This window comes from Helicobacter sp. CLO-3 (genome assembly GCF_001854545.1).
Classification (GTDB): Bacteria; Campylobacterota; Campylobacteria; order Campylobacterales; family Helicobacteraceae; genus Helicobacter_B.
The window spans coordinates 1-15,844 of the sequence record NZ_MLQN01000041.1 but is presented as its reverse complement, the minus strand read 5'-3'; the positions used below and the strand labels follow the sequence as shown (position 1 = coordinate 15,844).

The 15,844-nt window shown below is 44.4% G+C and carries 13 protein-coding genes and 1 pseudogene; 6 read left to right on the top strand and 8 right to left on the bottom strand.

Translation table 11 applies throughout. From position 1 onward, the window contains the following. The first annotated feature begins 933 nt into the window (after window positions 1–933). The gene (locus BKN38_RS09040) at window positions 934–2,406 is read left to right on the top strand and encodes an anaerobic C4-dicarboxylate transporter (RefSeq protein ID WP_066457446.1); all 1,473 of its coding nucleotides are present in this window, start codon (window positions 934–936) and stop codon (window positions 2,404–2,406) included. Window positions 2,407–3,041: 635 nt separating this feature from the next. Here BKN38_RS09040 and BKN38_RS09030 read toward each other — a convergent pair. After that, a complete protein-coding gene (locus tag BKN38_RS09030; RefSeq protein WP_066457440.1) occupies window positions 3,042–4,136 on the bottom strand; it encodes an ABC transporter substrate-binding protein in 1,095 nt (364 codons plus the stop codon). A 109-nt stretch (window positions 4,137–4,245) separates the two neighbouring features. Next, a complete protein-coding gene (locus BKN38_RS10440; RefSeq protein ID WP_082942635.1) occupies window positions 4,246–5,790 on the bottom strand; it encodes a hypothetical protein in 1,545 nt (514 codons plus the stop codon). 227 nt (window positions 5,791–6,017) lie between these two features. On the opposite strand from BKN38_RS10440, the gene BKN38_RS09020 reads away from it, so the two are divergent. Then, a complete protein-coding gene (locus BKN38_RS09020) occupies window positions 6,018–8,336 on the top strand; it encodes a TonB-dependent receptor (RefSeq protein ID WP_233712855.1) in 2,319 nt (772 codons plus the stop codon). Window positions 8,337–8,491: 155 nt separating this feature from the next. On the opposite strand, the gene BKN38_RS12095 is transcribed toward BKN38_RS09020, so the two are convergent. Further along, complete coding sequence (locus BKN38_RS12095) at window positions 8,492–8,626, bottom strand: hypothetical protein (protein WP_256325585.1); 135 nt, start codon at window positions 8,624–8,626, stop codon at window positions 8,492–8,494. A 129-nt stretch (window positions 8,627–8,755) separates the two neighbouring features. Between BKN38_RS12095 and BKN38_RS09015 the strand changes: the two genes are divergently transcribed. Together BKN38_RS09015 and BKN38_RS09010 are read left to right on the top strand one after the other, a co-directional pair. Further along, on the top strand, window positions 8,756–9,787 hold the full coding sequence (locus BKN38_RS09015) for an iron ABC transporter permease (protein ID WP_082942634.1): 1,032 nt from the start codon (window positions 8,756–8,758) through the stop codon (window positions 9,785–9,787). Further along, on the top strand, window positions 9,784–10,671 hold the full coding sequence (locus tag BKN38_RS09010) for an ABC transporter ATP-binding protein (RefSeq protein ID WP_066457437.1): 888 nt from the start codon (window positions 9,784–9,786) through the stop codon (window positions 10,669–10,671). Before BKN38_RS09015 ends, BKN38_RS09010 begins: the two co-directional genes overlap by 4 nt. A 156-nt stretch (window positions 10,672–10,827) precedes the next feature. Here the strand turns inward: BKN38_RS09010 and BKN38_RS09005 are convergent, their stop codons facing one another. The 4 genes and pseudogenes from BKN38_RS09005 to thyX form a co-directional block, all read right to left on the bottom strand. After that, on the bottom strand, window positions 10,828–11,658 hold the full coding sequence (locus BKN38_RS09005; protein WP_066457435.1) for a M15 family metallopeptidase: 831 nt from the start codon (window positions 11,656–11,658) through the stop codon (window positions 10,828–10,830). Window positions 11,659–11,864: 206 nt separating this feature from the next. Continuing rightward, window positions 11,865–12,626 (bottom strand): annotated as a pseudogene (motB, locus tag BKN38_RS09000) (flagellar motor protein MotB); the annotation flags it as partial. 8 nt (window positions 12,627–12,634) lie between these two features. Beyond that, window positions 12,635–13,405: a flagellar motor stator protein MotA gene (gene motA / locus BKN38_RS08995; protein WP_066457453.1), complete on the bottom strand. Its 771-nt coding sequence runs from the start codon at window positions 13,403–13,405 to the stop codon at window positions 12,635–12,637. Between the two features lie 599 nt (window positions 13,406–14,004). Continuing rightward, a complete protein-coding gene (thyX, locus tag BKN38_RS08990; protein WP_066457432.1) occupies window positions 14,005–14,643 on the bottom strand; it encodes an FAD-dependent thymidylate synthase in 639 nt (212 codons plus the stop codon). A gap of 161 nt (window positions 14,644–14,804) precedes the next feature. On the opposite strand from thyX, the gene rpmI reads away from it, so the two are divergent. Beyond that, window positions 14,805–14,999 (top strand): 50S ribosomal protein L35, encoded by a 195-nt coding sequence (rpmI, locus tag BKN38_RS08985; protein WP_066457429.1) that lies wholly within the window; start codon window positions 14,805–14,807, stop codon window positions 14,997–14,999. 99 nt (window positions 15,000–15,098) lie between these two features. After that, the gene (gene rplT, locus BKN38_RS08980) at window positions 15,099–15,452 is read left to right on the top strand and encodes a 50S ribosomal protein L20 (RefSeq protein WP_066457427.1); all 354 of its coding nucleotides are present in this window, start codon (window positions 15,099–15,101) and stop codon (window positions 15,450–15,452) included. Window positions 15,453–15,574: 122 nt separating this feature from the next. Here the strand turns inward: rplT and BKN38_RS11255 are convergent. After that, on the bottom strand, window positions 15,575–15,844 hold a 270-nt coding region (locus BKN38_RS11255; protein WP_218117793.1), incomplete at its 5' end, for a hypothetical protein.

Genomic DNA, 15,844 nt, shown 5'->3' with positions numbered 1-15,844 from the left:
TCGTTATATACGATATTTTAAGCCATTTTATATCTATGTATCTAAAAGTAATATTCTAAGCAAATATTAAGCTAAAAGACAAAATTTTGAAGAGTAGCAGAATCCAAAAACAAGCAAAATTTTCCAAAATCCACCAATTTTGAAAGATTTTGCGTTTTTTGTAAAGATTTGGTTTCAATGCGACTTTTTAAAATTTGGCTTTGGTTTTGGATGCGAGATTTTAGGTGTTAGATTTCGGGCTTGGCATTTGGATGTGTGTTTGGAGTTTTGGTGCGAGTTTGGCGTTTTGATTTAGGTTTAGCGTTTAGGTCTAGGTTTAGTGTTTGAATGCGAGATTGGTGTTTTTGGTTTAGCGCTATTGATTTGGATTCTGCAAGCAACTTATAATTTTTCAATCGTCATTGCGAGACTTGCGCTAGCAAGGTGAGGTAATCCAAAAAAAATCAGCAAAGTTTTAGATTCTAGCTGATAATGATTTTAGAATCTAGATTTGGCGTTTGCGCGCTTTATCTAAAAAGAATCAAAAATCCCTGTGGATTTTTGATTCTTTGGATTGCCTCATCGCTTTACTCCTCGCAATGACAATTTTTTCACAATTATGGCTTTCTGTCATTGCGAGGATTCGCAGAATCCAAAGCAATCCGGATTCTGCCTTTTGGATTACTAAAGAAGCTCACGCTTTGCGAGTGGGCTTGTCCGCGAAGCAATCCGGATTCTGCTGTGAATTTAGAAACTAACCGAATCTAGGGCATAAACTCTCTAGAATCTAGTCTGCAATTTGTTTAGAATCCAGTCTGGCTAGAATCCAAAATCGCATTGGCAACGCAAAAAATACCCCAGCCCAAAAAACATCCCGGCGCAACACCTTAAGAGGTTCTTAACATTTTTTAAGATAGAATCCACTCTTATTTTTTAGCATTTGGGGAGGCTTTTATGGAGTTTTTTACGAGTATGTCTGAAGGCACGCAGTTTGCGATACAGCTGCTAGTCGTTCTCGCGTGTTTGTTCTATGGTGCAAGGAAGGGCGGTATATCGCTCGGCTTGCTTGGTGGTATCGGCATTTTGATGCTGGTTTTTGTGTTTCATGTGCAGCCCGGGAAGCCAGCTATTGATGTGATGCTGACTATTCTTGCGGTGGTCGTGGCGAGCGCTACTTTGCAGGCGAGTGGCGGGCTAGATGTCATGCTGCAAATCGCAGAGCGCATTTTGCGTAGAAATCCCAAATTCCTGACTATCCTCGCGCCTTATGTCACTTGCTTTTTGACGATGCTTTGTGGCACCGGGCATGTCGTCTATACTATCATGCCTATCATCTATGACATCGCGATAAAAAACAACATCCGCCCAGAGCGCCCTATGGCAGCAGCCAGCATCGCTTCGCAAATGGGTATCATCGCAAGCCCTGTGAGCGTGGCGGTGGTGAGCTTGACAGCGCTACTTTTGGCTGCGGACCACAAGCTAGCGGGCTTTGATGGCTATATCAATCTATTGCAAATCACTATCCCTAGCACTCTTTTTGGTGTGCTTTGTATCGGGATTTTCAGCTGGTTTCGCGGCAAAGATTTGGATAAAGATGAGGAGTTTCAAGCAAAACTCAAAGATCCAGAATTCAAAAAATATGTCTATGGCGATAGCAAAACTTTGCTTGGTGTGAAGCTACCTAAGCAGGATTGGGTGGCGATGTGGATTTTCTTGGGCGCGATTGTGCTTGTCGCGATACTTGGTATATTTGAAAATCTCCGCCCGGATTGGGGGCAAATCATCAAAAACGGGCAGCCGCAATTTGACGCGCTAGGCAATCCAAAAATCGATCGCTTGTCTATGGTGCATGTGATTCAGATGTTTATGCTTATCGCGGGCTCGCTTATCATCATTTTCACCAAAACTGATGCGAAAAAAATCAGCGGCAATGAGATTTTCAAATCTGGTATGGTGGCGCTTGTCGCGGTGTTTGGTATCTCGTGGATGGCGGATACTATGTTTGCGGTGCATACGCCGATGATGAAAACTATGCTGGGCGATGTCGTAAAAGAGCATCCTTGGACTTACGCGGTGATGCTGCTTCTTATCTCAAAGTTTGTCAATTCTCAAGCGGCGGCGCTTGCGGCGTTTGTCCCTATCGCGCTAGGAATCGGCGTAGAGCCCGGCATCATCGTGGCATTTGCAGCGGCTTGCTATGGTTATTATATCTTGCCAACTTACCCAAGCGACCTTGCTACTATCCAGTTTGACCGCTCTGGGACTACGCATATCGGGCGATTTGTCATAAACCACAGCTTCATCCTACCCGGACTTATCGGCGTATCTAGCTCTTGTGTAGTGGGCTATCTGCTTGCCAAAGTCGCTGGCTATCTCCCAGCAGCCACTGAAGCAGTAAGCACAGCCACCGCAGCTGCGCCTCTATAATAAGGGCGTGAATCTAGGCTAATAATTTGCTTTAAACTTTTTCACATCAACCTTAAAAGGTTGGTGTGGAATTCTAGTTTCTTACCCTTTCCCCACCAAATCTTCATATCAAGCCAAACTATTCTAAAATCTAGCGTCATTTGTGTGTAGTAAGTGGAAAGCAAAACAAGGTTTGCGCATAGAGAATCTGGGATTTTTGGTAATCCAAAAAACACAGCAGAGATACAAAACAGACATAAAAAAGCTACAAGAAAACAAGGCGGCTTTATATTTTTGATTTTGTGGATCGTTTTTGCTTGTGTTGCTTACATTGACAAATATAGAATAATCCAAAAGCTAGCTACAAACGCCAAAAAGCAGCCACAAAATCAAAAGTTTTGCCAACGCTAATAATCTTATTTGGCACTGCATGCCTCTATCGCCCTAGTAAGCAATCATAAAAGCGCATTAAAATCTAGCAAAATCCAAATGCATTAATCCGCGCCAAAGCCAATGCAAAAAATACATCAAATCCATGCCAAAGCGCGTAAAAACATAAAGCTTACCAAAGCCAGACACAAAACATTAGTTCGCCCTCAAATCTGCAAAACATCCCTTCACGCACGCCAGAATCTACCCCGCTATTTCTATGCGCGTTACTCCAGCACGCCGGCATTTTTGCTTGGTGCAAATATGGATTCTACTTGCTTTGGCGATAAATCTAGCCCAAATACTTCTTTATAGTATTTATGCGTCTGCGCTTTTAGATCGATATCTTTTTCACCATGGCAAACGCGCAGCCATAGAAGCAATATAGGCAAATCCACGCTAGGCGCAAATGGGCGATATGAGCCAAGCGGGAATTTATACACGCGCTTTTCTTTCACTGCCTTTAGCGGCTGATAAAGTTTAGATTCTAGCAAATCCTTTGGCGTTATGGGGTTAAAATTATTGATATATATGATGTCTGGATTTAGCGCATATATCTGCTCTAGTGAAAGGGTAGGGGCGGATTTATCATGCACCACGCTTTGCGCGCCGCTAGATTCTAGCAAATAGTCTGCAAACAGCCCGCCCACGCCGATTTTGGTGCTTATGTTTTGTGGATTGTCAAAGCGGTGGATGATAAGCGCGCGAGGCGGATTTTGCGGTGTATTTTGTGGCAAGCTTTGTTGCGCGCCTTGCGTTAAGCTTTGTTGCGTGTTTGATGTGTTTTGCGGTGCGCTTTGTATTTGCGCGTTTTTGCTCCACTCTATTATTTTTTGCGCTTTTGCTTCTTGGTTTAGGATGGGCGCGATAATATCTAGCCAGCCTTTAAGCGTATCTAGCGAGTTATACTCCCACTTGCTTACCGAGATTTCAAGTGTAGGCACTTTGCTTTTGCGCATAGCTTCGCAGATTTTTACATTTGCGCTATGACAGATAAAAAGATCAGGCTTTAGCATCAATAGCTCTTCGATATTTTCACTATTGCCCGATTTTATGCGAGCTATTTCTGGGTAAAAATCCAGCAAAAACGAGTTTTTCATCGCACTCATGCTAGCCTTTGGTATATATACCAATCGCGAAGCACTAGAATCTAGCATCACAATCACTGAAGGCAGAGGCCACATACCGCCGCCTACAACGATGCGCTTAGGCTCTTTGGGTATCACTACCTTATGCCCGCCAGAATCCTCTATCTCTAGCGGAAAAGTCGCGCCAAAAGCGCAGCCTACACAAATAACAAATATGCAAAATATCTTTTTCATTTTCAAGCTCCTAAATTTTAGATTTTTAAAATCAAACTTTTAAGACTTAAGTCTCTTGGATTTAAGTCTTGCAATTTAGATTCTGCCTTTTGGCGACTTGCGCTAGAATCTACTTTGAGCTTGCACCCGCATTTTTGCGCGTTTGCAGTATATCTTCGCACACCCATTCCATAAACGCATCAAAAAAGCCCTCCGTCTTTGGCATAAATCCCTGCCCTAAGTGAAACTCTGGATCTAGCGAAGTGATATACAGCCCGCCCAAAAAGCTAGTGTCTTTATAGATGATGCACTCATCAAGCTCATTCACTAGAATCTTTTGCGCGGATTCTGGTGGGTAAAATGCGCCATGACAATGCCACTTGGCATCATCTGGCGTGATTTTGGCAAAGAGTTTCGCGCCATCTTTTCCCACATACAAAGGCATATCCGCATCTGGTATCAGCCACCACCAAAAATTCACCGCATAATCTTTCCACAAAATATTTGGCAGATAATCCCCCAAAATCTCGCCAAAAGAAATGATATTGCCGCCAGATTCTAGGTAGGCGCGCAGTTTATCTTTGTGCGGATTTAAAAACGAGGGGTTAATCCTAGAGGCGATCACGACTACATCATATTCGCTCAAATCGACTTCGCCCAAATCTTGCATATAGATTCTACGGCTAAAGTAGTTTGCGTATTTTTGAGATTTGTTTATAAAAAAGTAGTGATGATAGCTAGCCCCGCCTGTGATTATCGCGCTTTTTAGGTTGAACTTTTGCTCGGTGTAGCTTGGTGTATAGCTTGGCGCGTGTTTTGGTGTATTATTTGGCTGATTTGCTGTCTTGCTTGATTGTAAAACCGCTTGAAATCCTGTTTGAAAGCAAAAGTCGCTAGTGTGTTTTAGCGTTTTGGATTTTTGCGCGCTAGAATCTAGCGTTTTAGATTCTGCTTTAGATTCTAGCGCGCTATTTTGCGCTTTTTGGCTTTTTTGCGTCAGCTCATTTTCTAGCCAGCGTAAAAGATTTAGCCCCATTTTGCGCGCTGTTGTGTTGTCAAACAATCCAAACTGCAGCAAATCAGCCCCAGCACTCGCCAGCACCACGCCATTGCTAGAAGTCCTATCGATATAGCACACGCATTTATCATCGCTGTCTTTTAGGATTATTTCTAGCTCTTCTCCACCTTTTGGGAATCCACTCACATCAAAATATCCGCGGTTAAAAAACCCCTTCACACCGCGCCGATAGTTTATATCATATTCGCGCACCCCTTCAAAAATCACATGATTGCCTATCTTTATACTGCGCTCTCTTATAGGCGTGGGGCTTTGGATATAGCTGCTTGCATAGGGCAGAAATTTAGAAAAATTGCTAGCAAAGCTTATGATGATGCCGCCATCATTTAGATAATCCACCAGCTTTTTGGTATGCTTTGCAAGCTCTACTTCATCGATACTCATAGGGATGATGATAGCACTGTAGCATTTTAGCTCGCGCGATTCAAACTGCGTGTATATATCTATACATTCCAAAATATTCCTATACAAAAAGGCATTTTTCATGCTTTCACTTTGCATAGCCGGCGCGTCAAAATAAAGCACCTTGCCAAACTTATTTAGCCCTTCATACGCATAAAATCCATTGGCGATTTTATCTAGATTTTGCATTTGCATATTCTCTCTCCTTGATTGTTGTTTTTGTCGCTTTTTGTTACCAAAAAGCAGAGGTTTTTGCTACTCATTTTATAAGTATATTTGAGAATTAAACTTATTTTTGAGTAGATTTGCTACAGATGGTAATAAAAAATAATAAATATTACTAAGATTAAGCGTTTTTTTTTTTTTGATTTAGACTTGCGCCGTTTTGTAACACTTTTCAAACATTTAGCAAGGAGTCTTAAATGAAAGTCAAAACATTTCATCAAAAACCACTCATAAAAACTAGCTTCATCCTAGCAGGCATTTTGTGTCTAGGCGCGCAAAATCTTTATGCCAAGCCTCAAGATGACAATGCCCCAAGCACCAACCAAAGCGCGCAAAATAGCGCCAGCCAAAATGATGCAAATAGCGCGGATTCTACCAGCACTAGCGATGCAGAATCTAGCGATACATCCGCGCAAGATTCTAATCCCAAAGATTCTAGCTCGCTAGAATCACACACACTAGAAAAAGTAAAAGTAACCGCGCAAGCTGCGATGTCGGATTTGCCAATAGAATTACAAAGCAAGCAAATAAGCGTCATCGACAAAGATACGCTACTAGAGACAAATATCGGCGGTGGCGGAATCCAAAGCGTGCTAGAAAAAGTGCCCGGAATCCTATATTCTCGCTCTGGTGGTGTAAATGGGCAAATCACCATACGCGGGCAAAACTCCAACAATCAGCGAAGCGTTATTATGATTGATGGTGTGCGATATAGCGGGCGCAATACGCTAGATTTCAATATGCTAGACCCTTATGCGTTTGAAGGCGTGGAGGTGATACGAGGCGCGGCTAGCTCGCTATGGGGAAGTGATGCGATGAATGGCGTGATAAACTTCCGCTCACGCACTTCAAACTACAATCTAGGAAGCACTAGCTTTAAAGCCACTGCCAAAATCCGCGCATTAGAATACTCTAGTGTCAATCAAGGATTTAGAGGACGCTTAGAATTGCTAGGAGGCGGGGCTGGATTTGATGTATTGGTAGGATTAAGCGGAAGCATCGCGCAAAACTACACCACACCTATCCAAGAAAATGGCTCTTATCAAGCCAAAAACTCAAACTACAACACCATAGGCGTGGATTTCAACGCTGGCTATACGCACAACACCACGCGCTATTATCTGCAAGGTAGATATGGCAGGGTAGAATCTCATCGCGCTGGCGGGCTTGGCGCAGCGCCGGGCTCTAGCTATGGGATTTTGATGAGTGAAAATCCTATCACAGAATATTATCTGCGCGCTGGGCTTAAAAAGACAGAGCTAAGCTTTGCAGACTATATGGAAGCGTATGTATATTATCGCCATTGGGATACGGATATTTGGAATAATCGCTTGGATTTTAATGGTGCAAATATACATCAGCTTGTTTATGACAATCAATATTTTGGCGGGCGCTTGATATTTGGCGGGCAATATGGCAGACATAATCTAGTCTATGGCGCAGAGATAGAAACTGGCATCAGCCCCACACAAGTGCGACAAAACAATCTAGTAAGCAATGCTTCAAATACTACCAATCGCGCATCATCAGCCACTGATATAGCGCTATTTGTCAAAGATGATTTTCGTGCATTTGACTCATGGTATCTAAACGCATCTTTGCGCGGGGATTATGTGGTAAATACTATATCCAAAACTCGCTCTAGCACAGAAAACAACCTTATAAACGCAAATAATCAAATAGCCATAGAATCCGCTAGATTGCTGGATGAAAATGGCGTGATACATCAAGGCGCAGTTACTGGCTCTGTGGGTTCTGTGTGGTTTATCACAGATTATATTAGCAATGTGATAAACATAAGCCACAACTTCAAAAACGCGCCTGTTGGCACACGCATGAGCTCCACTCCAAGCGGAAGCTCCACGCTAACCACAGCAAACCCACTCATCAAGCCAGAATACTCACAAACAGCAGAGCTAGGATTCCGCTTCCAAAGCGACAATCATTTTGCTGCTTTGACTGGGTTTTTCACAAACTACCTAGATATGCTAACCCTAAGCTCTTATCAAAACGCCACTATCACTGCTGGAAATAATCTCTATCGATATGAAAATATCGGACGCGCACTAATCACTGGGGTAGAGCTAGAAGGGCGACATAGCTTTTTGGATTCTATGATAGTGCTTTCATATTCTGGCGCGTATAACTATGGGCAAAATCTAAGTGCAAACAAGCCTATCGCTTATCTAGCGCCACTTTATGGACAAGTGACGCTGGCATTTAATTTTAGGCATTGGTATTTTAGCGTGACAGAGCGAGGCTATGGCGCAAAGACACGCATAGATGCAAGCGAAGAAAGAAAGACAAATGCCTATGCGATGACAGATGTTTATGTGGGTGTGAAGGCTGGGAAACTAGCGCCGGATATGGAGTTTATCTTTGGTATTAGCAACCTTTTCAACCAAATCGGGCGCAATCCTGTGACGGTGGAAAATATAAATCGCGCTATAGCAATCACAAACCCCCTAGTAGAGCCGGGCAGAAGCTTCAATGCTAAGCTGATTTGGAAATACTAGAATCTAGGCGCAATGCAAGGTAGAATCTAAAACGGGCATAAAATCTGCGGTGGCTTTTGGGCGCGTTTGGATTCTGTGATGCGCTAATTTTTTGAGGCGCGCTAAGATTTTGGGATGATGATTTTTTAGATTGTGATTTTTAGATGTAGCAGAATCTAAAGCGCGCGTTTTGGATTCTGGCTCGCTTTTAGTTTTTGTTCGCTTTTGGATTCTGGTGTGTCTTTAGATTCTAGCTCGTCTTTAGATTCTGGCGCGCTTTTGGTTTTTGATAGGCATTTTTCAACGAGCATTTTTTAGGAGTTTTTATTTCAAATCACACTTTGGATTCTTGTAGTTTGGCTTTATGAAGTTTGCAAAACAAATCCTAAGAATCCAAAAACCACAACAAACCATAACAAAAATAAAGGGCTTAACAAAATATGTCTCTCTCTCATAAACGATATTTGCAATATTTGCCACATGCTTTAAAAATATTTGGCATAGCGATTTTGTGTCTGATTGGCGTGGCTTTTGTGGCGATTATCGCGCTTAGCATTGGGCGGTATCATATCCCTATAGCTGAAGTTTGCGCTACTTTGCTTGGCAATGGAAGCGAGGAGCAAGAAAATATCATCTTTTCTTTTCGCTTACCACGCGTGATATTGGCGCTAGTGGCTGGCATGGGTCTAAGCGTGAGTGGATGCGCGTTTCAAAGTATCTTTCGCAATCCGCTTGCCACGCCAGATATTTTGGGCGTGACTAGTGGGGCTAGCTTTGGCGCGGTATTGGCTCTTTTGCTAGGGCTTGGCACGGTGTTTGTGGGGCTTTTTGGGCTGGTGTTTGGGCTTTGTGCGCTAGCGCTTGTGTGGGGCATAGCCTATGACAGAAACACGCCTTATAGCACTATCACGATGATTTTGAGCGGTATCATCATATCAGCACTTTTCCAAAGCCTAATCTCTCTTGTCAAATATGTATCCGACCCGCAAGACACTTTGCCTACGATTACTTATTGGTTGCTTGGCTCGCTAGAATCTAGCTTTGATATGCCTTATTTTGCAGGAGTCGCTGGGATTTGCGCGGGTAGCTTGGTGGTGTATGCGCTCTCTTGGAAGCTAAATCTGCTAGCCCTAAGCGATGATGAAGCGCGCACGCTAGGCGTGCCTTTGTGGCGACTTCGCGCGGTGTTGATATTTGCTTGCACGCTGGTGGTGGCTTGTGGTGTTAGCCTGTGTGGGATTATCGGCTGGGTGGGTTTGCTAGTGCCTCATATCGCAAGACTGCTAGTAGGCAGCGAGACTTCTAAGCTGGTGCCTTTGAGCGCGGTTTTGGGCGCGATATTTGTATGCGCACTAGATACTATTTCTCGTAGCATTTCTAGCGAGCAAATCCCTATCTCTATCCTAACCGCCTTGCTTGGTGCGCCATTTTTTATATATATACTTTGGAAAAATAAAGGGATGCGGCTATGAGTTTTCTTTGCGTGCAAAATCTCTGCTTCGCGCGCGGCGGGCGCAAAATATTGCATAATGTAGATTTTTCACTAGAGCGCGGAGAGGTGCTAAGCATACTAGGAAGCAATGGTGCTGGCAAGACGACTTTGCTAAAATGCATGCTAGGACTCGCCCATGCCACAAGTGGCGCGCGCCTGCTAGAATCTAAGCCAATAGAAAGCTATGGCAAGCATATTTGGCGTAAGATATCCTATGTCCCGCAAGCCAAAGGCAATATACTTAGCTTGCGCGTGCTTGATATGGTGGCACTTGGGCTAAATCCTATGATAGCTTTTAAGCCAAATGCGAGCGATTATGCCAAGGCAAATGACGCGCTGGCAAGGCTTGGCGTAGAATATCTAGCGCAAAAATCATGCTGTGATATAAGTGGCGGGGAGCTACAAATGGTGCTTTTTGCAAGGGCGCTTGTGAGTGAGCCAGAGATTTTGGTGCTGGATGAGCCAGAATCTAACCTTGATTTCAAAAACCAAAAAATCATCCTAGATTTGCTCCATAGCCTAAATAAACAAGGCTGCACGATTATCATAAATACGCATTTTCCAGCGCATGCGATATTTCTTTCGCATAAGGCACTGCTGCTAAAAAAGCTAGAAAAAGCAGAAAATATCAAAAAATCATCGGGCGCGCCTTGTGTATCTGGCGTGTCTAATGAATCTAGTGCAAAGGTGGCAGATTCTGGCGCGGATTTACCCATATCGCTTGATTCTAATGCGCTTTTTGGCGATGCGAAAGATATTTTGACACAAGAGAATCTAAGCGCGCTTTATGGCGTGCCACTGCATTTTAGCGCGCTGGCACGCGATAGATTCGCAGATAAAAGCGGGTTTGTGGTAAGTGTGTGAGCTAGAATCCACCCCGTGTCGCGTGGAGTGTCGCGCTTGTAGTGGGCGCGTATGGCTTAAAACCAAAAGTGCATGGCTCAAGGCCAAAGGCGTATGGCTTAAAGCCAAAAGTGTGCGGGCTAAAAGTAAATGTAGCCAAAACCAAAAATGCATAAGCTAGTGCCAAAAATGCCACCATTCGCTAGAGATGCCTTTGAAACCGCTTTCAAGCATTAGCATTCTTAGCAAGTCGCGGTTTTGGCATTTGTGCGCTTCATCATTTTTGCATTGATAGCTAGGATGCGCGCTTTCATCAAACGCATCAAAGTGGCTTGGCATCGGCAGTGGCGCGCCATTTTTATCAGCCAAACTCACATCAATCGCCTTGCCTTTTGTATGCATCGAGCCTCTAGCCGGATTTGCCACATAGCGCGGGTCTGGCATGATGCTCCATGCGTATTCTTGCGCCTCTTGCGGGCGATAGCAATCATATACGATAAGCTTTAGCGCGCGCTTTTTGAGTGCGCTTGCTAGCTTTTTTAGCGGCGGCAGCAGGCTTGCATCCACATAGCAATCATGCAAATCAAACCGCGCATAGATATTGCGCCCCATAAAATTCGCCTCGCTATCATAGGCAAGATTTATGATAAAGACATCTGCTAGCGATTGGTGTTTTGTTTGCGTCGCATTTGTCGCGCTTATCGTGTTTGTCGCTTTTTGCGTGCTTGTGTTTGTGGCGGTTTGCGTATCAAATGCAGAATCTATTTTTATAAGAGTTGGCTTTTTTGCGGATACATCATGCGGGTGCGCTGTGTTTGGCTCTTTGGCTTTTGCTGCGCTGGGATTTGTGCTGGAATCTAATTTGTTAGAATCCATTTTGTTAGAATCTGTCGCTTCGGATTCTGGCAAATTGGATTCTGATATGTTTGCACTTGGCGCGCGCATAGCATTTGTGGTGCTGATGCAGACCACCAGCAAAGCGCAATAAAATATGCTAGATTTTATCAATTGGCTTCAGCGCCACGCGCGTCAGAATCTAAAGCACCAGCACCACCAGCGCTCGCGCCAGCGTTGCCTGCACTAGAATCCAAAACGCCAGTTTTTGCGCCACCAGCGCCTGCACCAGAATCTAGAACGCCTGCGCCAGAATCTAAAGCGCTCGCACCCGCGCCAGATTCTGCGCCAGCGCCACCGCTTCCGCCGCCATTTCCACCATCGAGCACCGATTTTATCGCTCGTATGTTGTTTGGCGTAGTGGATAGGAAAATCTCCACGCGGTTATTTTTCGCCCTGTTTTCTGTTGTGGTATTGGGCGCCACAGGGCTATACGCGCCATATGATGAGTAGGAGAGATTGGTAGGATCCACGCCATTTGCCAAAAGCCCGCGCATCACCGCATACGCCCTAGCGGATGCCAGCTCATAGTGGCTTTTGTATGCAGAATCCTTCGAAAGCGCCGCATCATCGGTGTAGCCGCGCACATCGATTTTTATCTCTTTTGGCAGTTTGTTGATGATTTCAGCGATTCTTCGCACATACATTTTCATCTCTTCGCTGTTGAGGTCCGCGCGCCCAGATTCAAACAGCAAATCCGCCGGCAGCCGCAAAATGATGCCTTGCTCTATCTGCTCTAGCACGCCGCCCTCTTGGATGAGGAGCTGGATTTGCGAGATGCTATCTTTTATCGCGACAGATGATGCGCTGCCATCGGCAGTTTGTGGGTTTTTGCCTTCAGTGTCTTCGCGCACTTCGCCCGGATCTGGTGGGCGCTGGAAAATAGGCTGAAACACCCTAGACACCGGCGGGCGATCAAAGAAGTTGGTAAATGCCTCGCTTAGCGCTTTTGCCTTTGAGCTCTCTGTGCTAGAGATAGCCCAAAGCGCGATAAAGAGCGCTAGCAAAAGGCTCAAAAAGTCCGCATAAGGGACCGCCCACTTCTCGCCAGCTGGGCATTCTTGTGCTTTGTTTTTTGCCATGCTTAGCCTTATTCAAATTGTGAGATTTTGGGCTGATCTGGGCGCAAGAATCCAAGCAGTTTGCCTTCTAGGTTGCGCGGATTCTCGCCATTTGCGATTCCCAAAATCCCTTCCATTATCACCACTTTTTCTTGGATGATTTCATGCGAGTTTGCTTTCATCTTCGCACCCCAAGGACCAAAAATCGCATACGCGCTCATAATCCCTGTAACCGTCGCGGTAAATGCCCCAGCGATCCCCGCTGCCATCGCGGTAGGATCTTCTAGCAGCTGGAGGGCTAGCATCAGACCCAAAACCGCCCCGACAAGCCCAAAAGTAGGCGCAGACTCGCCCGCTGTTATCCAATAATGCGCGGCGGTGTGGTAGTAGTGCTCAAGCTGCTCGATTTTTATCTCTAAGTCTTCTTTGACCGATTTGGCATCGCGACCATCGATGACCATGCTAAGACCATCGCGGAAAAAGTCATCCTCTATCTGCGCCGCGCGCCCCTCCAGCGACAAGATGCCATCGCGCCTTGCTATGGAGGAGAGCTCGACGATGTTTTTTATGGTTTCGCTTAGGTTGATTTTCGCACCCAAAAACACTATGCCAAGCTCTTTGTAAGCAGCTTTTACCGCCGCTGCATGCGTGGAGACCATCGCCGCGCACAAAGTCGTAGGCATGATGATGATAACAGAGCTTAGATGCACGACATGAAGCGGGTTGCCGCCTTCTAGAATATCCCCCAAAGAGATAGAGGCGATAGCCAACACAAGACCCAAAATAGATGTTAAATCCATACTCACACTCGCATTTTTGATTTCATTGATGTGGTTTGGACGCTGCTTGGATGCTGCCGCGCGGATTTCGCGCAGATTCCCAAGCTGGATTCCAAGCTGAATTCTAGATAGATTCCAAAGGCGGATTCTAGATAGATTCTGATATGACAAAATCCGCTAGAATCTACGCTAGATACGCAAGATGCACTTGCAAGATATGCTTGTAAAATGCACTTGCACCCGCGCTAGAATCCAAACCAACACAATGACGCGACAAGCTATAAGCAAAAAATATGCCAAAAATATGGGGATTTTTGAGTTTGATTTTTGAGATTTCGCGAGTCAGAGATTTTGGAATAAATTTTTGCAGAAAAGCAATCGATAAAATTGATATTTTAAGCTAGCATAAAACAATAAATAATGTATAGAAACAGCAAAACAAAAGAACCAAAATTCTAAAACGCTCAAAAAGCAGAATCTAAAGTGCTAGAATCTAGGTGAGTCTAAAACACCAGAATCTAGGTTGAATCTAGAGCTCTTACCCGTGCCTACCAGCATAGCGCACTATTTGACTAGCAATTTACTAGCATCTTTGCTTGTATTGCGCAAAATCCCCTATTTTATTTAGATTCTGCCGCCTTCTCGCCTTCCATGCAGCATTCAAATATATATTTATGATCCTCTGGAAGGGCGTCAAACACGGCATTTGCCAGCTCTTGTATCTCCCATAGCGCATATTTGCTCGAGCGCAATTCTAGGAAATTCTGCAAACTCCGCGCATTGATACTCCAAGTAAGCTCGGTGAGATAGCACTCTGGCATCGCGTATTTGGCGATGTCGTTTTTGATATCTGTGTCGCGCACGATGATTTGCAGCGCCTTTAGCGCTTGGTGGCTGGCATTATCCACCATTTCATTGCCGGTGAGCTTGATAAATCGCGCGGCTTGCTCGAGCGTGTCGATATCCGCCTTTTTTAGCTCGATTAGCGTGTAGCGCGATGATTTGACGCTGTATGAAGCGATGCGATGACGCGCGAGCTCCTGCAAGCACGCGCGTGAAATGCCCTTGATATAAAACGAGTATTGCAGATGCTCGAGTGTGGATTTGTGCTTATTTTTGTTGCCGACTCGCTCGATGAGCTCTCTATCTTTCTCGCCGCCATTATCGCTCCTATCGAAGCTCTGCCAGCATGTGCGGATGGCGTTGCTGCAGATATTTAGCGGGGTGTGGTGCAGAAGTGTGATTTGTGGTTTATTCATAGTTGCGCCTTTTTATGATTGTCGCGCAATTATAACAGGCACTACATAAAATAATCATTTCAAAATCTAGATTCTGGCCACAAAATTTCATCTTAACAAAAGCAGAATCAAAGCATTTTTTTAGTAGAATCCGCGCTTTATCTTATGAAAGGAGATCGACAATGCCAAAGATGAAAACCAATCGCGGGGCGGCTAAGCGCTTCAAAAGCAAGAAAAACCTCATCAAGCGAGGCAGTGCTTTTCGCAGCCATATCTTGACGAAAAAATCGCCAAAGCGCAAAGCCGGACTAAGAGCCCCGCATTTTGTGCATAGTGCCAATATAGATTCTGTCAAAAATCTTTTGTGCCAAGCATAGTGAAGTCCCCCTCAAAGCAGCCAAAATAGCTTATATCAGGGCTTGCAACAGGGAAAGATTAGCCAAAAAGGCTACACCTAATAAGGTCAAGGAGAAAAAATGAGAGTAAAAACAGGCGTTGTCAGAAGAAGACGACACAAAAAGATACTAAAACTTGCGAGAGGCTTTTATAGCGCGCGCAGGAAGCATTTCCGCAAAGCAAAAGAGCAGCTAGAGCGCAGCTTGTGCTATGCGTTTCGCGATAGGAAGCGCAAAAAACGCGACTTTAGAAGTCTCTGGATCGTGCGTATAAACGCGGCTTGCAGGATGAATGACATCAGCTATTCTAGGTTTATCCATGGGCTAAATCTAGCAAAAATCGAGCTTGATAGAAAAATACTTGCTGATATGGCGATGAATGATCCTCAAAGCTTCGCCGCTGTCGCACAAAAGGCAAAAGCCGCGCTAAAATAGCGCAGGGCTTTTGCCTTTTAAATAGGTTTTTTCAATTTGCGAAAATATTCCCAGGATTCAAATTATAGGTCGTTGAATATTTTTATAGCAATTTAAAATTTTCCACACCCACCATAAGTTTCTTATCTTTTTTGCTCCTCAAGCTTTATTGCCCCACTATTTTCTAGCTCTTTTAGCATTTTCACAAAGTTTTGCGTGCGGAGTTTTGCCCCTTCGCTGTTTAGGTGGTATGGGCTATTAAAAAAGTATTTTTTCTCAAAATGGGAATCTCTAAAATCCCCATATATAGGGATATTATGCTTTGCCAGTTCTGACTTTAGATGTTCTATTTTAGCAAAAGTCTTTGGGTTTTTTAGGCTAAAGTATGGATTTTCTACGGTTACTGGGTAGGT